The 19,619-nt window shown below is 42.2% G+C and carries 19 protein-coding genes; 3 read left to right on the top strand and 16 right to left on the bottom strand.

Features of this window, described 5'->3' with window-relative positions:
• Positions 1-85: 85 nt before the first annotated feature.
• From AC1XUE_RS20880 to AC1XUE_RS20835, 10 genes are all read right to left on the bottom strand, one after another.
• Positions 86-712: an SCO family protein gene (locus tag AC1XUE_RS20880; RefSeq protein WP_483357924.1), complete on the bottom strand. Its 627-nt coding sequence runs from the start codon at positions 710-712 to the stop codon at positions 86-88.
• Positions 709-1,218: a hypothetical protein gene (locus AC1XUE_RS20875; RefSeq protein ID WP_483357923.1), complete on the bottom strand. Its 510-nt coding sequence runs from the start codon at positions 1,216-1,218 to the stop codon at positions 709-711. The genes AC1XUE_RS20880 and AC1XUE_RS20875 overlap by 4 nt, the downstream gene beginning before the upstream one ends.
• A gap of 105 nt (positions 1,219-1,323) precedes the next feature.
• Positions 1,324-1,665, bottom strand: a complete 342-nt coding sequence (locus AC1XUE_RS20870) for a c-type cytochrome (RefSeq protein ID WP_483357922.1) — start codon at positions 1,663-1,665, stop codon at positions 1,324-1,326.
• Between the two features lie 193 nt (positions 1,666-1,858).
• Positions 1,859-2,899, bottom strand: coding sequence for a cytochrome-c peroxidase (locus tag AC1XUE_RS20865; RefSeq protein WP_483357921.1), 1,041 nt, complete (start codon positions 2,897-2,899; stop codon positions 1,859-1,861).
• A gap of 4 nt (positions 2,900-2,903) precedes the next feature.
• Positions 2,904-3,698 (bottom strand): MbnP family protein, encoded by a 795-nt coding sequence (locus AC1XUE_RS20860; RefSeq protein WP_483357920.1) that lies wholly within the window; start codon positions 3,696-3,698, stop codon positions 2,904-2,906.
• 143 nt (positions 3,699-3,841) lie between these two features.
• The gene (locus tag AC1XUE_RS20855; RefSeq protein ID WP_483357919.1) at positions 3,842-4,177 is read right to left on the bottom strand and encodes a hypothetical protein; all 336 of its coding nucleotides are present in this window, start codon (positions 4,175-4,177) and stop codon (positions 3,842-3,844) included.
• Positions 4,178-4,220: 43 nt separating this feature from the next.
• Positions 4,221-5,129 (bottom strand): transporter family protein, encoded by a 909-nt coding sequence (locus AC1XUE_RS20850; protein WP_483357918.1) that lies wholly within the window; start codon positions 5,127-5,129, stop codon positions 4,221-4,223.
• Positions 5,130-5,153: 24 nt separating this feature from the next.
• A complete protein-coding gene (locus tag AC1XUE_RS20845; protein WP_483357917.1) occupies positions 5,154-6,266 on the bottom strand; it encodes a cytochrome-c peroxidase in 1,113 nt (370 codons plus the stop codon).
• A 14-nt stretch (positions 6,267-6,280) separates the two neighbouring features.
• Complete coding sequence (locus AC1XUE_RS20840; RefSeq protein ID WP_483357916.1) at positions 6,281-7,108, bottom strand: MbnP family protein; 828 nt, start codon at positions 7,106-7,108, stop codon at positions 6,281-6,283.
• A gap of 114 nt (positions 7,109-7,222) precedes the next feature.
• Complete coding sequence (locus AC1XUE_RS20835; RefSeq protein ID WP_483357915.1) at positions 7,223-7,618, bottom strand: hypothetical protein; 396 nt, start codon at positions 7,616-7,618, stop codon at positions 7,223-7,225.
• Between the two features lie 222 nt (positions 7,619-7,840).
• Here AC1XUE_RS20835 and AC1XUE_RS20830 point away from each other — a divergent pair, with 222 nt between their 5' ends.
• The 3 genes from AC1XUE_RS20830 to AC1XUE_RS20820 all read left to right on the top strand — a co-directional run bounded on the left by AC1XUE_RS20830 (position 7,841) and on the right by AC1XUE_RS20820 (position 9,681).
• Entirely contained in the window at positions 7,841-8,392 is a 552-nt protein-coding gene (locus AC1XUE_RS20830; protein ID WP_483357914.1) for a Uma2 family endonuclease, read from the top strand.
• Between the two features lie 173 nt (positions 8,393-8,565).
• Positions 8,566-9,246, top strand: coding sequence for a MotA/TolQ/ExbB proton channel family protein (locus AC1XUE_RS20825; RefSeq protein ID WP_483357913.1), 681 nt, complete (start codon positions 8,566-8,568; stop codon positions 9,244-9,246).
• Positions 9,247-9,288: 42 nt separating this feature from the next.
• Positions 9,289-9,681: an ExbD/TolR family protein gene (locus AC1XUE_RS20820; protein WP_483357912.1), complete on the top strand. Its 393-nt coding sequence runs from the start codon at positions 9,289-9,291 to the stop codon at positions 9,679-9,681.
• A 108-nt stretch (positions 9,682-9,789) separates the two neighbouring features.
• Here the strand turns inward: AC1XUE_RS20820 and AC1XUE_RS20815 are convergent, their stop codons facing one another.
• The 6 genes from AC1XUE_RS20815 to priA all read right to left on the bottom strand — a co-directional run bounded on the left by AC1XUE_RS20815 (position 9,790) and on the right by priA (position 19,333).
• On the bottom strand, positions 9,790-10,833 hold the full coding sequence (locus AC1XUE_RS20815) for a Gfo/Idh/MocA family protein (protein WP_483357911.1): 1,044 nt from the start codon (positions 10,831-10,833) through the stop codon (positions 9,790-9,792).
• Between the two features lie 110 nt (positions 10,834-10,943).
• Positions 10,944-12,800, bottom strand: coding sequence for a TonB family protein (locus tag AC1XUE_RS20810; protein WP_483357910.1), 1,857 nt, complete (start codon positions 12,798-12,800; stop codon positions 10,944-10,946).
• Positions 12,801-12,838: 38 nt separating this feature from the next.
• On the bottom strand, positions 12,839-14,695 hold the full coding sequence (locus AC1XUE_RS20805; RefSeq protein WP_483357909.1) for a M56 family metallopeptidase: 1,857 nt from the start codon (positions 14,693-14,695) through the stop codon (positions 12,839-12,841).
• Positions 14,696-14,707: 12 nt separating this feature from the next.
• The gene (locus AC1XUE_RS20800) at positions 14,708-15,082 is read right to left on the bottom strand and encodes a BlaI/MecI/CopY family transcriptional regulator (RefSeq protein WP_115834098.1); all 375 of its coding nucleotides are present in this window, start codon (positions 15,080-15,082) and stop codon (positions 14,708-14,710) included.
• 284 nt (positions 15,083-15,366) lie between these two features.
• Complete coding sequence (pyk, locus tag AC1XUE_RS20795; RefSeq protein ID WP_483357908.1) at positions 15,367-16,806, bottom strand: pyruvate kinase; 1,440 nt, start codon at positions 16,804-16,806, stop codon at positions 15,367-15,369.
• Positions 16,807-16,837: 31 nt separating this feature from the next.
• Positions 16,838-19,333 (bottom strand): replication restart helicase PriA, encoded by a 2,496-nt coding sequence (gene priA / locus AC1XUE_RS20790; protein WP_483357907.1) that lies wholly within the window; start codon positions 19,331-19,333, stop codon positions 16,838-16,840.
• Positions 19,334-19,619: the final 286 nt, after the last annotated feature.

Here is a 19,619-nt window from a genome sequence, read left to right as displayed (position 1 = left end):
TTGACTTTAATGAATGTTTAATCATGATTTGCGTCAGTAAGGTATTGCTGTTTTTGTTATATAAAATGTCAAAACACCGGCGGTTCTACTCTTTCAGCAACACCTTTATATCTTCAATCAACAGCTTCGTTTCTGCTTCTGTGGTTCCATCATACATACCACGGATGTGCTTGTTTTTATCAACCAAAACAAAATGACCGCTATGGATGTAACCCCCTGCCTCCAGGGAATCTTCTCTTGCGCTTACGAAATAGTGTTTTTGACCCATCTCGTAAATCTTTTCACGGTCACCGGTAACCAGCTGCCATTTGATGCCCGTGATTCCGAGATCATCTGCATATTTTTTCAATACAGCTACTGAGTCGTGGCCGGGATCTATGGTGTGGGACAGAATTTGTACGTCGGGATTATCGTTAAATTTTTGATAAACTTTCAACATATTCTTTTTCATCACCGGACAAATCGTGGGGCAGGTTGTAAAGAAAAAATCAGCCACATAAATTTTCCCCTCAAATGACTTCTCCGTTACGGTTTCTCCATATTGGTTTTGGAAAGAGAAACCGGGTATGGTCGGATAAATGTTTTCTTCCACCTCTTTTCCATCCACCATTTTCTTCACCACATCGGGTTCGCCTATGTAGGGGAGTTTTTTATCCTGACAGCTTGTAAGCAGGACAGTTATTAAGAATATTGGTATTAATAGCTTTTTCATAAAGAGTCATTTTTTTCAACAAAAGCGCGGGCATCTGCTATACTTTTATTCATCTGATTACGTACGGTTTCAATTTTTAGCTTTTGATCTGCGATGTACGCAGTTGCTTCTGAATCTCCCAATTTTTCCAGCGTATTGGCTTTGTACTGATGCATCCAGTTCATCATTTCCTTATCTGCCTTGTCTAACTGTATATGAAGCGCAAAAGCTTCTTCTTTCCGCTTTTTTAAGATGTCAGTTGATTTCACAGCAAGTAAACTGTCAGTGGTTTTCAGATCAGCGGTAATTTTTTGCTTCAAATCCATGATCAAACTTGTTTGCGGCATAATGCTATCGTGAATGGCCATCACTTCCGCTAAGCGCGGATCGCCTGCTGCATGTGAGCCGTGGTCATGTCCGCTATGGTCTTGCGTATTCGTAGTATCGGTGTGGGATGAATCTTTATTTTCGGAATTACAACCCAATAGTATGAACAGCGCCAGGATGTTAGAGATTATTATTTTCATTGTTTTATAGATTTTTGTAAAAGAATGATTTAAGAAAAACATAGGGTCAAAAGAGCCCTATGTTTTAAGAAATATCAAAACAAGTTTAGTTCTTCAAAGTCATGATTATTTCTTTTTAGGTGCCAGTGACGTAATCCAGGTCGCCATTTTCAGTGCCTCTTCTTTAGGTACATGTTTCATGGGCGTCATGGGTGGATAACCGGGCCAGTTAGCGGGCTTGGGATTGTACATGAGTTCCACGATCTGTTCATTGGTGTACCTCTTTTTAGCCACTTCTATATATGCCGGTCCAACCACTTTACTATCCACTTTGTGGCAGGCCAGACAAGCATACCTGGTAAGCAGTTTTTCCACATCTGCCGGGATAGTAGCTGTTTTGTTACTCTGTGCTATTGCTGACATGGATAACAGCAAAAGGCCAGAGATAAAAAATGATATTTTTTTCATAAAATCATTTAATGAATACGGGATAATAAGTCATACAGGACCAACAGTAAGCACACGTGCGCAGCGATTAACATTCTGCCAGTTGCGGCGTAACTGCCTGGCGGATTAGTTGATATGCCGGTGTTAGCCAGTAACTCGTCTAACTCTTTCTGAGTGAGAAGTCGTTTTTTGCTTGAAACGTTGTCCGTCCTGGTCATGGTTGTTTGAATTTTGGATCAACTACAAATTGATAATCTGTAAGCGTTTTTAGAAATGCGACAATGGCTTCCTTTTCATCCTTGTTCAGCTTCATTCCTCCGGCAGGCAAACGTGCATCCAGTGTTTCTGAATTTTTGATTCCGGTAGCATAATGTTCAACCACATCTTCCAATGAGGCAAGTCGCCCGTCGTGCATGTAAGGCGCTGTTAACGCCACGTTGCGCAGGGTAGGCGTTCTGAATTTTCCCAGGTCTGCCAGGTTGTAGCTGATCCGGTATCTTCCCAAAAACACTCCTTCATGTTCGGTGTTGGAGAAATCAGCATCGAGACCATTGTTATGATATGCGTTGTCGGTAAACAGTTCACTTCTGTGGCAGCCCTGGCATTTTTGCTGTACGAGCACCAAACCTCTCAATTCAATCTCTGACAGTATTCCTCCTGTTTTTTTTAGTTTGAATTGATCATACATTGAATCGGCTGAGATGAGCGTTCGCTGAAATTGTGCCAGCGCTTTCACGACATTCTGAGTGGTGATTTCCTGGTCGAAAGCAGATTTGAAGCGGTTTACATAATCAGGCACGGCGTTGAGTTCATCCACAAGTTCAAAAAGATTTTGCGCCATTTCATCATGGGCCGTCAGTGGGCCGAATGCCTGTGATTCCAGATTGGTGGAACCGCCATCCCAGAACAAACCATTATTGGCCCATGCCATATTGATCAGCGCAGGTGAATGCCGGAGCAAAGCAGTGCCAGCGACCCCGGCTTTGCTTAATGCAACGCCATCACTGAATGCCAAAGCCTGCTCGTGGCAGCTTGCACAGGATACTTTGTCGTTGGCTGAGAGCCGGACGTCATAAAACAACATCCGGCCCAGCTCAATACCTTCCCTTGTCATTGGGTTTTGGGTATCGAATACAGGTTGCGGGAAATGTTCCGGAACAGGCAGTGAATATGCCTGCGATTCCGGATCAATTTCCTTTCTGGCGCAACCTGCGCAAACAAGGACCAATAAAAACAGAGCCTGTCGTAATTTCATAGCGCTATTTCACCGTAGTGCCGAATACAATGGCTTTGGTTGCATAGTTATCCGCTACGGTCGACATCAAAGCCGGGCTCATCGCACTGATGGTCGGGATTTTAATCGGATCAATACCGTCGAAAACTTTTGTGATATCCACATTCAGAATAATCTCCCTGGTATTGGAGAAGTTGACCGGTGTTGCCAGGTCAATCGTCAACGTTTTGTAATTGGCGTTCAGGCCGGTTTCGGTCGTGAAGTCTTTCGATTCTGTTCCTTCCTTTACAGTACCTGCAATGGAAGAGAAAATGTAACTCGAATGCCACATCCAGGCAATATTGCTCATGCCGTTGGCAATGGTAAGTTCGCCTGCACCGAGGCTAAGATTATCGTTGTATTTGGAATCAACACCGATGGAGAACTTTACGCTTTTGTAATCTCCTGCCGGAATATCCCTGAAATCGATCGTTTCTCTTTTACGTGCCGGATACAAATTTTTATTGCCATTCACAGTTCCGGTAAGGTCCAGCTCGTCCACTTCTTCGATCAGATAATACGAATCAGGTATCTTGTATTCCGCTCCTTTGGAATCAACCAAAGATACATTGCTGACCCAGTAGCGAAGTTTTTTGAAATTGTAAGTTTTGGAGCCTACTGTAAAGTCTTTGTTCAGGGCAAAATCTGCGGTTCCAACCTTTGAGTCGAAAGTAAGTTTGGCTTCTGCTGTAGTTGCAGGTACAACTGTTTCATCAGAATCATTGTCTGAACAGGATATGAAAATTGACGCAGCAAGTGCAAGAATTAAAAAACGTTTCATGATTAATATTTTATGGTTAAAAACCGATTATGATGAAAATAGAGATTTGTCACAGCGTGGAAGCTGTGCTATACTGACGTGAAATACCCTTAAAGCTGGAAAGCTCCAGCCTGAATATTTGGAAGTAAGAGATTAAAAAGCAGCTATTGTGGCGGACGCAGCAGGCCGGAGACTGGCGAGCTGTAAATACAGATCAGATAACCAAAGTTGAGTTTGATCTTTTGCATAAAACTGTCTGGTACAAACAGAAAATGTGCTACCGTAAGACAGAACAAATGAGCAACGGCTGTATTGGTTACCCTTTCCGTCGTTTCCTTGTCTTTTTTATCCTGTTGCTGTTTTAGTTTTTTTGCCAGGTAGCATTTGCCGTTGCAGTTAAGCTGAGGGCGTGTACGGTTTTCGCAAAGCACTTTGGCTATATACGCCCGGTTGATATGAAAGTACGCGACCGTTCCCCACGGACTAAGCGTGGGTAGCATGATTGACAGAAGCAATATGTATGCTATAACTGGTCGCACGATATCAGAATAAAAAGCCTAATTGAACCAGGAGTCGGTTTTTAACTACGACATGGCCGGAGGCGCTTTTTTGAGCCAATGGTGTTTGTCCGTTTACACCGAGCGTCCAGCGATTTGTAAACAGGGTGATTCCGGCCGCTCCGTTAAGCAGTTTCCCACCCGTCAGATCCAGAACCTTACCATGCTGGGTTCCATGAGCTGCATTTTCGGCATATAAACCTATGCTTGGCGTTAGCGATAGATCGCCAATCCGGAATGATTTGTACAGATCAACAGTCCCGAAGAGCTGGTTGCCAAATTTATAATCCTGTGAATTGGTGGTATTAAATTTACGGGAAATGTTGGTAGCCAATCCCCAGTCACCTTTATTGATCGTGTAAAAGGCATTCAGGATAAAATCGGTGCTTCCCGTCCCTAACTGAAAATTGGCATTCGCTACCTGCAACGGATTGTTTTCGTCGAATTTAAATCTGCCTGTCGGTAATTTAATTCCTCCACCTACTAAAAGTGTATGCGTAAAAGCGCCGGAGTTTTCTTTGTCCATGAGCGTATTCAGCACATTGTAATTGGCCAGCACGGTGGCATCTCCAAACCCATTCTGCTTTTTGACATCGGCAGAAGTAACCTGCTGATCAGTTCGGTAGGGGAGAAATGCCATGACCTGCACTCTTTTGATTGGGAAAAAACGTGCGTACAACTCAGCCACGTTGAAGTTTTCTTCTGTGCGAAGTACTTTACTGTCGGGGTGGGTTACAAAGTTGAGCCTTTGATAGCGTACGCCAATCAGCGATTTGTTGGACTGAGGCAATAGCCCGAAGTACGCGCCGCTATTGGCACAGCCGCATATATCACATGCGTAGGAAAGGTCTGCTGCTACGAGCAACAGAATCAGTATGATGTATTTTAATTTCATATTTGAATCAGAATTTAAGTCAGTTTACAACGCATTTCCTATGCCGGGGTCAGCCAGCTTAGGGTTTCGGATAAACTGTTCGTCGGATAACGTTCTGAGGAACGCAATAATAGATTGCTTTTCGGAAGCGGTAAGTGAAAGCCCGGTTCTGCCGTCTGCCCGGATCAGTAATGGGTCCAGTGTAGGTAGTTTTTGTACACTGTCCGTATAATGATCGAGTACTTCAACCAGCGTATGATAGCGCCCGTCGTGCATATACGGCGCAGTATATCCTATATTCCGAAGACTGGGAACCTTAAACTTATACATATCTGCTTCCGCACCCGTTATGTCAAACCTGCCCCTGTCGTCTCCTGGCATAGGCATCAACCCATTGTTGCGTAGAGTCTGATCGGTGAAGAGTTCTCCCTGGTGGCAGGTACTGCAGTTTTTCTGGAACAGCAGCATCCCTTCCTTCTCCTGTGCATTCAGTGCATTAGCGTCTCCCAATTTATAAAAATCGTATTTGGAGTTAGCTGAAACCATGGTCAGCATAAACTGAGACAGTGCTTTCATAATACGCTCTGTATTGATCTCGTCTGTACCGAATGCTTCCTTAAACATTTTTGGATAGTTTACAGGAATCTTGGATTTCGGATCTGGCGTATTTTTGAGTTTTGCTATGATGTCAGGTACGTTGGTATCCATCTCAACCGGATTTTGAATCGGATTGAAAGGAAGCAGATCGAGGTTATGAACGCCGGCATCCCAGAAAAAGGATGTTTGCCAGGCTACGTTCTGAACAGGCGGAGAATTACGTATGCCAAGAAGATCATCCACTCCATGGCTCAGTTCGTGACCATGGTGTGTAAAAGCTGCCTGCTGTTGGTGGCAGGTTCCGCAACCTATCTGGTTTGTACGCGAAAGAATGCCATCATAGAAAAGAAACCTGCCCAACTCCACACCTTCCTCTGTAAGCGGATTTTTTGATATGTCATAAACAGGATCAGGAAAATGTGCAGGCTTTTTCCAGTCGATAGGCGTTGTTCCCTCCTTGTCTGGAGTTACCTCTTCTTCCGCAGTTTGGGGCGAACATGCGATCCATGCCCATATGATAAATAGGGGTAGGAGACATGCTGCATATTTTTTCCATTTCATAAGCACAGGGAAAATTAGTGAATATGATCAATGGTAAACATGCCGGCGTAGTTGTTGGCGATCTGCTGGGATTTTTCCTGCTGAGATCCCATCACCATTACGTGATCTGCAATACTCAGGTTTGTGCCGGAACCATTAAATACCTTAAGTACATCTACCAGCAAATGAACTTCGGGCGTACTGCCGGTAATGCTTACCGGAGCTGTAAGGTTCCCGAATGGGATAGTTACAATTCGGGTGTTGTTTACCGTGCGCTCGTTATAACCTCCGAAAAGACCAATATGGTAATAAAATTTCCTGTTAATGGATGTGGCGACAGAAGAAACCCCTTCCAGCTTCACGAATATATAACCTGAATTCCATTGCCAGTACATACCGTCCTCTGCCATAGAGCCGCCAGGATCAAGTACTCCTTTTCTTTTAGACAGATCGGCTGTATTGCGAAGACTATCCACACCGACCATAAATTCAATCTCTTTGTAATCGCCTTCCGGTACGTTGTTCAACGTTACAAACTGGCTCGCCTTCACACTTTCCTTGATCAGAAAATAGCTGGAATCCTGCGGAACGGTATACACGGTACCATCCGCTTTTTTGAGCTTGATATTGGAAATGAAATAATCGAATTTGGTTATTGTAAAATCTTCCTTTGATGCATTCTGGTAGGTAACACTGTTGAGTACCAGATTTTTGTCGCCGACTACATTGTCGAACTCAACACGCAATTTGCCACCGATTACATCGGGTGTGGGAGTCTGCTCGCCAGTTTCAGAACATGCGTTTAATGTGAAAAGCGCAAATATTGAAAATAAGAAAGAATAGTATTTTGAAATAATATGCATGACATTATGGATAATGCAGATAGTATCAACCTTTTACAAAAGCTGAAGCCTATCCTGATTAAAGTTCAAGATGAGTATATCAGATCACCAGGCATAAGTGCGAGGTGTTATCTCTTAAACGAGCGGGGGATGAAAAATATCATCGGCCAGTAAAAAAGCCGTAAATGGGGATGCGTAATCAAACGGAACTTTGTCAGAAATCACCTTAAAAGGTACTTCAATTCTAAAATAGGGGTGTTGATTGGTATTCATAACCTGATAGATCAGGCTTGCCATATAATCCTGCTCTGCCTGGCGTTCTTCCTGTTTTTTTGCTGCCTCAATTTTTTTTGCGAGGTAGCATTTTCCGTTACAGTTAAGCTGAGGTCTGTTTTTGTTCTCACAAAGATTGGCAACAATGTAATCACGACGTATCTCGAAATCAAGATATAACAACGGAATCACCCATGCTTTCACAAGCATCAGGCCAAGCAGACCAAGGGCTATACATTGTTTTAAAGTTGCTTTCACAATATTGTCAACGAATCAAAGACGGATAACAGTATCTGGTGACAAAGGTAAATAGGGAATGGATACGTCTGACCAACATTCTTTAATTTAAGTACATTGATTGTGATATACAAGTTGCTCATACAGGATAGCACCCTTGAATCTGTTGATTTAGAGAGAGCAAATGCGATTCCTATTCCACTTTAAATTGTTATTTTTGTTAATAACAGATTTGTGATCATCATGTCAGCAGTTCCACAAACTACATATTCAGAGGAAGAATATTTGAACCTGGAAGAAAAGGCTACCTACAAGAATGAGTATTTTCGGGGAGAAATTTTTATGATGGCAGGCGGTACTCCTAACCATAATCGGATCAAAGAGAATTTGTCAGGGGAGATTTACAGTATTTTGAAAAAGGGTAGTGTATGTCGTAGCTATTCTAGCGATCAGAGAGTTCATATTCCAGAAAACTCTTTATATACATATCCAGATATTGTTGTTGTTTGTGAACCGAATCAGTATGCAAATCAAGATAAAAACAGCATTATCAATCCCACTGTCATAATTGAAGTGCTATCCCCCGGCTCAGTTGCCTACGATAGAGGAGATAAATTTCGTTTGTGCCGTGAAATTGAAAGTTTACAGGAGTACATAACTATAAGTTCGCTGAATATAGGGGTGGAGGTTTTTAAACAAATCGATGAAGGAGACTGGGCTCTTGTTGAATCGAAATATAAATTAGCGGAAACCCTTACGATTCGGTCAATTGAAACTTACGCTCTTGCTGTCTGATTTATATGCTGGTACCGACAATGTAAAAGAGGGTTGGATTACTCGCGAAGAGTAATTTTTCTATCTTTGCCCTTTGAACAATAAGCGGGACTTTGCTCCGTTTATGTTCAAAGTCATTTTAAGGCTGGGTAGCCCCTTTTTTATTAAGCTTAACCATTCACTTTCACAATTATATGATGCTTCTACAAGCACTTACTGACTCTACTATGGCAGCTCCTGTTGCTGACCAGGGACTATCTATTATTGACTTGCTTGCAAAAGGGGGCTGGGTGATGCTTCCGCTCGGGCTGTTGTTTATAGGTACTTTGTTTCTGATTATTGAAAGATTCCTGGCCATTGGTACAAATGGAAAAATCGATCCGCAGTTTGTAGATAACGTCAAGGATTTTATTCAGCAGGGAAATCTTAAGTCGGCAGAGTCTTCATGCCGTAACCAGCGTAATGCAAGTGGTCGTATTCTGGAGCGTGCTATCAGCCGTATTGGTTACCCGATCAAGGATATTGAGACTACCATTGAGAATGCAAGCCAGATAGAAATTCAGCGCATGGAAGGTAATCTGCCCTATCTTGGGGTTATCGCGGGTATTGCACCTATGCTTGGTTTCGTAGGTACGATTTCCGGTATCATTCGTATTTTTTACGATATTTCTATTTCGAACGACTTCAATATCAGTACAATTGCAGGAGGGATGTATGAAAAAATGATTACATCAGGATCCGGTTTGATCATTGGTTTGATCGCTTATGCGGGATACCACCTTCTGAATATGAAAATTGACCGTTTTGCTCTTAAATTACAAATGGCTGCATCCGACTTCCTGGACGTATTGCAGCGCCCGGTTAATTCAAAATAAGTAGTATGCTGATCATAGTTCAAAAAATTTAAAGACATTTAAATGAAAATACGTCGTAAGAGTCGGTTTGCTCCGGAAGTGTTTACGCACTCGCTCAACGATATTATGTTTTTCCTGCTGCTGTTTTTCCTGATCATATCTACGATGTCAAATCCGAATGTGATTAAGTTGATGCTTCCCAAAGCCTCGGCTACCCAGCAGATGTACAAAAAACAAATCACACTTTCGATCGACGATCAGAAGGTTTATTATATCGATAAAGAGCCGATTCCCTTTGATGCGCTTGAAGCGGAGTTACAGAATATTTTTGCAGGTGTGGAAGACCGTACCATCGTTTTGAGAGTAGATAAAAATCTTGCAGTTCAGGATCTTGTAGATGTGCTGGAACTCGGAGCCAAGCAGGATATCAAAATGGTCATGGCTACAGCGAAATAGAGCCCTCCGGTCTGGACGCTTTTTTAGCGGACTGAACGGTAGAACTCAGAAATAGAGCTTATAACCTAAAAACGCCTTGTGAATTCCGGTTCGCAAGGCGTTTTTAGGTTATAGCACTATCGTATTAGCTGATTCAGCACTTTGATATATTCTCTCAACGATCTCCTGCAGCACAGCTCCCTGCGTCGCGTTGCATATGTTAGAGGGTTTACCAAGACATGCATGGATAAAAGCCTGTGTATTTTTCAGCTGCCAGTTCGATTTTTCGGCGAATGGAAAATGGGTATCGGTCAACTCTCCGGCTATTTCAGCAAACATCACCGGCGGATTCAACGTGGCGCCGGCATTGCTGCCAAACACTTCAAGGTTGACACTTTCCTCTTCTTTCTGATTCAGTGCAAATGAGCACGACAAAGAAATACTGGTATTATCAGAAAATGAAAGATGAGCGAAGCAGGCATCTTCTACCTCGAATTTGGATGGATCCCAGTTTCCTTTTAGTCCCTTTCCACCGGTTTTGCCAATAAGGTCATAAGTATTACCCAGGGTTTGATTAGGTGTCTGGTAATCCAGTAAATCCAGTGCCAGATCAAGTATATGAACACCGAGATCAATTAGTGCCCCACCTCCCTGAATTTCTTTATTCGTGAAGTTGCCCCAGCCGGGAATGCCTCTTCTGCGCAGGTAGGTAGCTTTGATGTGGTAGATATTTCCAAACCGGCCTTCCTCCTGCAACTTCTTTAAAATAGAGAACTCATGAGATTGTCTTCTCTGGAAATTGTATGCGAGGACTTTCCCTTTGCTATGTGCTAACTCAGCCATTTCACGTGCCTGCTGCGCATTTAATCCCGGCGGCTTCTCGCACAATACATGGCATCCATTTTCGAGTGCCTGCATCGTGAATTGGTGGTGCAGCTGATTGGCTGTACAATTGAAGATCAGATCAGGTTTCTGATCACTCTTATACATTTCTGCGGCATCGTCGAATGCTAAAGGAATACCGTGTTGATCCGCCAGAACACGTGCCTTGTTTATATCTCGACTGCATATAGCAATTATTTCAACTTCGTCGCTAAGTGCTTTCAGTGCAGGAATATGATTCTGACTGGCAATATGTCCACCACCGATGATTGCTGCTTTAAACTTCGCCATGGTTTGAGTTTTGAGATCAGGCAAATGTATACAATCATGTCAGATCAGCATAAAAAAACCTGACTTATAGAAGCCAGGTTTTGAGAATAACAGGAATATATCAGTTTGTTTTATTTGGTATCGGTAGTTATATGCTTGATATAACGGTAGTTACTAGTGGGCTCGGCGATGTTATAATTCATAAATGTGTTGTTACTACCAGTATGTAAGGTAACATGATTCGAAGGAACCAGGGTAACTTTCTGATCATCGAAATTGAATTCTTTCAGATTTGACTTAGCCAGATTTATGCCCTCTGATTTTTGGTAATTGATAAAGCCTTGTCTTCTATCTTGATCAGATTTCGATTGTTCGATCTGAAATTTGATTGGAAGTGTATGCTGAGAGGCTACCGCTTCACCATTTTGAATAGCAGGATTCCATTTCGGCATACTCCAAACTACACGCGTCGCTTCTTCGTCCAGTCCGTACCCGATGCCTTTCACAACTTCAGCTCTCTGGACATGGCCATATTCATTTACGACAAATGATATGACCACTGTGCCACTCACATTGATTTTTGATGCTTTCGTGGGGTATTTGATATTTCGCCCGAGGTACTTCATCATTTCATCAATACCTCCGGGGAACTCCGCTTTTTGTTCGACAATCACCTCCTTTTTACTATTTACCACACTTTGACTGTTTTCAGTTTTGTCTCTTGATAGCGGATATGTCACCACTACAACTTCTCCGTATGTGTTTTCAGTAGGTTGCAACGTGATTTTATACTGATTCTGAGATTTTTTGACTTCGAACTCCGTGCTTTGGTAGGATACATGGCTTACGACGATTGTGCTGTTAACCGGAACATTGTCCAGATTGAACCGACCGCTATGATCTGCACTGACGCCGATTTTTGTATTTTTAACAATCAGGGTAGCATTCTTTATTGACAAACCATCCTTATTAACAACTTGTCCTTTAATACTCACCGTTTCTTCAGTTTTGGTAAGCGTCTCAGCTGTTTGTGTGATCAAATCTGCAGTTTGTTGCGGAATACTTTCTATCTCATCAATAAGATTCGCAGATTGATAAGCCGATTCTTCGGCAACCATGATATGCTCGCGTGCAGCAGTGAGGCTCACCACCAATAATAGAACAGGTAATATCATCAGGTACTTTCCCAGAAGCCACCGTGATGTGCGGTTTTTATAGATCATTTTGATTCGTGATTTTAAAAGTGAACTACTAAAAAACTGATTGGTCAAGGATTGTACAGGTGAATGCAGGGTGTAGCCGATAAGGAAAGTGGCATAATGCTCTCTGTTAGGCGCTGCTTCATCTGCAAGGAATTCATGTACTTCCTGCAAAGATTTTTTATAAAACCATAACACCGGATTGAACCAGAAAACGACTTTTAACACTTCAATAAGAATGATGTCATAGCTATGTTTTTGCAGGATATGGACAAGCTCGTGTCTCAGTATGGTGTCGAGATGTTGCTCGTAATCCTGCTGACTCACCATAAGCCACTTGAAAAATGAAAACGATCCGTAGGGATATGACTGAGGTAACAGTATGAGTGTATAGCCGTCGAAAGCAATTTTCTCATTTCTGGTGAGTAGGGTTTTTATATTAAGCAAACCCCGGATCAGCCGGAAAAAGAAAAACACAGCACCAGCCAGATAAATTATATAAAGCAAAACCGGCCAGTTCGCCAAAGGTGTTGCTTCTGCCTGAACTACCATGGGCGTTTCAATATTTGGTATATAGCTATTGATTGCGGCCACATTTGAGATTTGCGGGACTACAACAGTTTGCTCTGTAAATGTAATAAGCGGAATGGCAAAGGAAGTAAGCAGTGATACGAGAAGATATGCCCTGTTCCACCGGAAAAAGGTATGTCGCTTAAAAAGCACCCAATAACAGCTATAGAACAATAGCCAGCATACATTTACTTTAGCGAGATAGAGGAGCGTTTCCATGACTTATATTAGTTGAGGCTGTTAATTTTTTAAATTATTCAGCGTACGTTTTTTGAAGTAACAAGTATGGCTCCGTTTGCTCCTTTTTTGCCATAGATTGAAGTTGCTGAATGATCTTTCAGTACTGAAATGCTTTCAATGTTATTAGGATCAAGTTTGTCCAAGGCGTTCTTTTCTTCTAAAATGACACCATCCACAACAACCAGTGGCTGTGCAGGATTAAAATTCTTTCTACCTCTTATTTTGAATTTTGTTATCGAAGCATCTTTCTGGAAGTAAATAGCACTGGTGTCCTTTCCCCTATCTCTACGGGAAATTGATTGGTCGGAAATTACATGAGTTGCTTTTGCTGTTTTTTTATCTTCTGTAAGCTCAAACATAATCGGCAAATTGTATTTCACACTTACCGGTTTTCCATCCTGCATGCCTGGTGTCCATTTTGGGAATTTAGAAACTACACGTACGGCTTCTTCATCACACCCAAAGCCAATTCCTTTCAGTACATTTACATCCCGTATAGCGCCGGATGCATCGACTATGAAGCTAAGAAAGACTCTGCCGGTCACATTAGCATTGGCTGCTGCCGAAGGATATTTAATGTTGTCTCCCAGGAAGTCATACATCGCTCTTATGCCTCCGGGAAACATGGGCTGTTTTTCTACTACCGTAAATACTTTGTTATCAATATTTCTTCTCTCTTCGAGCGTATGATTTTCAACTCTTGCTTGTTCATGACCGGAAGAAGGTAGCTCGTCTGATTCAGGAACAAGTGCAATGCCTTGGTTAGCAATTCCTTTGAGTTCAATGGTCTGGGTATGAAAGCCGTCAAAACTTGCGATAAGAGAACCGTATGACGGTGCTTCAATTTCAAAATGGCCGTCTGCATCGGTAGTAGTACCACGCTGTAACCCTTCAACCAAAATGTTAGCTCCGGGAATGGCTAATTGATCTTTCTGATTTACCACCCAGCCTTCCACTTTAATTGTTTTGGTAGAGTCTATTTCCTGTCCGGGATAGCCGGAGCTAGTTTCAGAAAAATTCTTTTTGATGCGTTCACAACCTGCAATCAACAGCGCTACCGCACCCATAAATGTAAATGCAATCAGGTAGGAGGAACGCAACCATTGTGCTGATCTGTTTTTATAAATCATTTGGATACGTCCTTTGAGTTGTGAAGGCTTAAAGAAATGATTGGTCAGTGCTGCAATAGGGGCATTCAGGGAATAGGCAAGCAGAAATCTGGCATAGTGTTCACGGTTTGGTGCAGCTTCGTCGGCCAGGTACTCGTGCACTTCCTGTAAAGAATGCTTGTAACCTTTCAGAATTGGATTGAACCAAAAAACCATGCTTAGGATCTCAACAAACAGTATATCGTAGCTATGTCCCTGTGCGGTATGCACCATTTCATGCCTCAGAATGGCATCAAAATGAAACTCGTAATCGTTTCGGTTTACAACAATCCATTTTAAAAATGAAAAGGATCCTACATCGTTTGAGTCGATCAGAACAACTTTACAGTCTTCTAATTCAATAATTTCTCCAGCTTTGATGTAGTTTGAAAGCTGCCGTAAATTCCTGAAGAAATCAAATGCTCTTCTGGCAACTGCAAACAGGTAAATAAGTATGGCTGCATTAAGCCATGTAAAGTATGAAACCTCTTTTTCCTGATGATAGGAGATGGAATAGGCGGCAGCACTTACCTCATACATCACAGGCATTTCGGGAGCTGATTCCGGATATACAACCAGCGGAAGGAGGAAAGATGCAAACAGGGAGCCCAACAAATATGCCCGGTTCCAAACAAAGAAGGTTTGCTTGCGCAGAAATAGCTGATAACAAGCATAAAACAGAATCCAGAATAAACTAACTTTTCCGATATACAACAGCATTTCCATGGCTAATAGCTTTTATTGTTCGTCTTTATGATCGTTAATCAACTTCATAATTTCATCCAGATCTCTGGATTTCAGATCGTTTTCCTTCACGAAAAAGGATACCAGGTTCGGTAGTGAATTGCCGAAGTAGTTGCTCATCAGATTTTGTACTTCAAAGCGCTTGTACTCTTCTTCGGTAATCAGCGGATAATATTCGTGCGTTTTACCATAGGCTGTGTAACCTACCACTTCCTTTTTTTCGAGAATACGAATAATGGTGGATACGGTATTATAGGCAGGTTTAGGCTCAGGCATTTCAGCAAGAATATCCTTGACGAATGCCTTTTTCAGTTGCCAGAGAATTCTCATGATCTCTTCTTCTGCTCTGGTGAGCGTACGTATTTCCATGATATTGATATGGTATTAAATAAAGACTTGTTTGGATAAGTAAATGTAAGACTATTTTTTTAGTTTCAAAACTATTTTGTTAGTTATTCTATGAAAGGGGTAAAGGGTTATGGGCAAAGGGTATTTAGGCCTAGAACAAAGGGGACATAGAGCTTAGGGAAAGGGGCAAAGAGGACGTCTACTCAATCCCTCTGCCCTGTGCGCAAAAAAAGGCATAGAGCCAAGAGCCATGCCCTTATCTCTATGCCTTATGCTCAAAGCCCTTTGCCCCAGGCGCTTCGCTCTTATTCTACAATACTCAGCTTAACTGTATTTGTTTTGCGGTGTTTAGAAACCGGCATGCTCAATGTATTGATAAATACATCGCCTTTTTGCAATTCGCCTTTTTCAAGAAGGAAAGCTTTGATGTCTTCGATCAAATCATCTGTTGTAACATCCTGATCACGATCATAGAAGAATACTTTTGTTCCCCAATAAAGCGCCAATTGGTTCATCAATACCTTGTTTGAAGTAAAGATCAGCAAACCAGCTTTTGGACGGTGATGAGAAAGACGGAAGGAAGTATATCCTGACCGTGTAATCCCAATAATAGCCGCAGCATGGGTATCTCGAGCCAGACGGCAGGCGCTCATTACTACGTTATCGTTCAGCTTATCTGCACCCGGACTTTCGTTTACAAACGCATGGTATTTGAAATAAACGCTGTCTGTCGTTGTTTCAATTTTTTCAATAGTGCGACTCATGCTTTCTACTGCTAATACAGGATACTTTCCTGATGCAGTTTCAGCACTTAGCATTACTGCATCTGCCCCATCCAATACTGAGTTCGCAACGTCGCTAAGCTCGGCACGTGTAGCACGCGGGCTTTCGATCATGCTTTCAAGCATTTGCGTAGCCACAATGACAGGTTTGCCTGCTTTGTTACATTTTTCAACGATCATTTTCTGGATCATTGGTACTTCTTCCGCCGGAAGTTCAACACCGAGGTCACCCCGAGCTACCATAATTGCATCCGATGCTTCGATGATTTCATCGATGTTGGCGATTGCTTCAGGTTTTTCGATTTTAGCGATAAGGCGGGCAGATTTACCTTTGTTCTGGATATATTCCTTCACTTTAAGTACTTCTGATGCTGTTCTTACGAAAGAAAGAGCTACCCATTCCACATCATGTTCAAGACCAAAATCAAGATCCTCGTAATCTTTAGCTGTTACAGATGGCATTGAAACCCTCGTGTTTGGCAAGTTTACGCCCTTTTTAGATTTAAGGTATCCACCGTAAATTACTTCTGTAACTACGTCGGTACCATCCATGCCAGTTACCAGTACTTCCAGTTTTCCATCGTCCATCAGAACGCGGTCACCTATTTTTACATCATTGTACATCCCGTCGTAAGGAGTGCTCACTTTTTCAGCAGTTCCTAAAACTTCGGTATTAGACAGAATCAGTTTATTACCCGCTTCGATCAGTACGCCGTCTTTTTCAGCAACTAAACCGATACGGATTTTTGGTCCCTGTAAATCCTGCAGAATAGCAAGGTTGTACCCGAACTCTTCATTTATTTCACGAATTGTAGTAAGTCTGGCCAAATGATCGGCATGTGTGCCATGAGAAAAATTGAGGCGAAATACATTTACTCCGGCTTTGGCCAATGCGAGAAGCATTTCTTTGCTTTCTGACGTAGGACCGACGGTAGCAACGATTTTGGTTTTCTTGGAAGACATAGATTAATTAGCAGTATGGAATAAATTTACTTTATATACAATCCACGTCGATGACGATATGGATACTTTTTAATGTTTTATCGGAGAGCACGTCAATCACCTTTTCCTGGACGAATGACTTTGCCGCCCTAAAATTAATCTTTTCTCGCTCAATTTTAATGAGAATGTCGAACAAAAACTGATTTCTCACCCTTTCGACAAGAGGAGGCTGTGGTCCGAGGACCCTGCCGGTTCCTAAATTTTCGACCAGCTTACCCGCCAGTATATCCGCTGCCCTTCGTGCTGTAGTGGCATCCACATGCTTTATGGTGATTTTAATCAGTCGTGTATAGGGCGGATAATGAAATTTTTCACGCTCGGGCAATTCAGCATTATACATACCGATATAATCACCATTTACCACAAAATCGAGTAATTTCTGACCTGGATTAGCAGTTTGAATCAGCACTTTACCGGGCTTGTTAGCCCTTCTCCCGGCTCTTCCGCTTACCTGAGTGAGCATCTGAAAAGCACGTTCTGACGCGCGGAACTCAGGGAAATGAATCATGCGGTCAGCATCAAAAATCCCTACAATACTTACATTGTCAAAGTCGAGGCCTTTGCTTACCATCTGTGTACCAACCAATATATCAATCCCGCCATCTTCAAATTCCTGTATGATCTGCTGATACGCATTTTTAGCTCGTGTGGTATCGAGGTCCATCCGTTGTACACGCGCGGCAGGAAGCAAGAGATTGAGCTCTTCTTCAATTTTTTCGGTTCCGAAGCCCATTGTTTTCACTTTTGGCGATCCGCAGCTGGGGCAAATACGTGGAACCTCTTCTTTATGGCCGCAATAATGGCAACGCAGTTCGCCCACTTTCATATGGTAGGTCAGGCTCACATCACAATTGGAACATTCAGAAATCCAGTTACATTCTTCACATTGCAAATAAGGAGAATATCCCCGCCTGTTCTGAAAAAGAATTGTTTGCTCTTTATTCCGAATATTGTTTTCAAGGTTTTCAATCAAAACAGAAGAAAATTCATTCTTCATTTTTTTTGATTTTTTCTCCTTTTTAATGTCGATCAGCTCAAAGGTGGGTAGGGCTGCATTTCCAAATCTTTCTTTCATTTCAACCAGTCCGTATCGGCCCTGCTGTGCATGAAAATAACTTTCCATGGAAGGTGTTGCAGAGCCAAGCAGCACCTTTCCCTTATGCATATAGGCCATGACGATGGCTACATCACGCGCGTTATAACGAGGTGCGGGATCGTGTTGTTTGTAGGAAGTTTCATGTTCTTCATCTACAATGATCAGCCCCAGATTATCGAAGGGAAGAAATATGGCTGAACGTACACCCACTACAAATTGGAATTTGCCATCCAGAATTCCTTTCCAAACTTCCACACGTTCATTATCTGAAAATTTGGAATGGTATATACCCATCACGTCTCCAAATACTTTCCGTAAACGAACCACGATTTGGGTGGTTAGCGCAATCTCAGGCAGAAGGAACAGAACCTGAGAACCACTTTCAATTGCCTGTTTGATCAGCTCGATGTAAACTTCTGTCTTCCCGCTTCCGGTAATTCCATGAAGCAATACCACTTCCTTATCCGCAAAATGATCATAAATTTTTGTAGATGCTTTTTGCTGAGATTCAGTCAGCTTTATTTCCACTGCTGTCCCAACGGGAATATCATCGAATCTGGATACAAATATTTCAAATTGTTCGAAAATACCTTTTTTAATCAGTGTTTGAAGTGCTGAGTCTGATAAGCCATCGTTTTGTGAGAAAATGGACTTGTCCAAGCCTTTCAGATTGAGGTCAGGATGGTTAAATACCGGCACATGAGAAAGATAGCGAAGTAAAATCTCTTGTTGCTTTGGAACTTTGTCAAGTGAGGAGGTTAACTGCACCAATGCGTCATTGTCCAGAAAGCCTGGCGTAAGACGTACCTTTTTTGCTACTTTGGGCTTGTATTTTTCTTTAACTTCTTCAAAAAGGATAACGGCCCTTTTCCCAACCAGCGACTTGATCAGGGAGGTGATATTGTTTTTCTGTACAAGTCTTTCAATTTCCTCATACGAAAGTGTCTGGTGTTTTTTTATTTCATCCACCACCACATGTTCCAAGTCTGTAAGCAGATCGTAATACTCGAATTCTGGATTAAACTGAATCCGGGATTGACTTGTAATTTTAAGTCCGGCTGGTAGTGCTACATTCAGCACCTCGCCGATGTTACACAGATAATAATCAGCAACCCAATTAAAGAGTTCAAGTTGTCTGTTGGTGAGAATAGGCTGTTCATCTAGTAATTCCAGGATGTATTTAGCCTGATATTTCACAGGTGGTGTTGTATGCAAATGTGCCACAGCAGCTGTGAGTACTCGTTTTTGACCAAACTGAACAATCACACGTGCGCCTATCTTGATCATTTCACTCATTTCCCTCGGTACTCTGTAGGTAAACAAAGACGGAATAGGAACCGGCAGGATCAGGTCGGCGAATAAGGTATTTTCTTCCTCAAAAAGGGAGGTCATTGGATTTGGGGGCAAAACTGTCGGTACTTGGAATGCGGCTTAAAGTTAATTATTCTGCAATCCCTCATGTATCAGTCAGGTTGAATAACTATGAATATTTCTTCTTTCTCGGATGCTGACGGGTATCGAAAACAGCAAGTATTAAAATTCGATTTTGTGTAATTCGGTAGAGAAGCAAGTTATGTTTGGTAATAACAGCTTCTCTGACACTATTATTGATGGATACTTGTCTGAATATTTGGCGGATGCTCTGAAATCAGTTGAACAACGCTATCCATTCTTATTA

It is taken from the genome of Dyadobacter sp. HNCC25DJ187 (assembly GCF_056895255.1).
The sequence above is the reverse complement of the archived record's forward strand: the minus strand, read 5'-3'. Positions and strand labels throughout refer to the sequence as shown.